This is a genomic window from Stenotrophomonas sp. SrG (genome assembly GCF_050031795.1).
In the GTDB taxonomy this organism is placed as follows: Bacteria; Pseudomonadota; Gammaproteobacteria; order Xanthomonadales; family Xanthomonadaceae; genus Stenotrophomonas; species Stenotrophomonas rhizophila_A.
The window spans coordinates 1-263 of sequence record NZ_JBNBBE010000361.1 but is presented as its reverse complement, the minus strand read 5'-3'; the positions used below and the strand labels follow the sequence as shown (position 1 = coordinate 263).

At 68.4% G+C, this 263-nt stretch carries 1 pseudogene; it reads right to left on the bottom strand.

The annotated features are described in order from the left end of the window. Positions 1–259: pseudogene (locus tag ACQG3P_RS20110) on the bottom strand (pseudouridine synthase); the annotation flags it as partial. Positions 260–263 lie beyond the last annotated feature (4 nt).

Sequence of the window (263 nt, the reverse complement as noted above, 5' to 3'; positions counted from 1 at the left end):
CGCCGGCCGGGGTCACCGGCAGGAAATGCGGCGTGTCGGACACCAGCAGGTGCGCGTCGACATGCACGATGGCCTCCTGGTGCGGAATCACCGGCTCGACCGCCACCTCACGGAAGTAGTGGATCTCCAGCCCCACCTGCCAGGGGTGGTCGGCCGCCAGCGACCTGCCCTGCGCATCGCGCACCCGGCCACGCGCGAACCGGTCCTTCCATTGGGTACGGTCGATTCGCGGGAAACCCCCACAAAGCCCAACAAACAGGCAG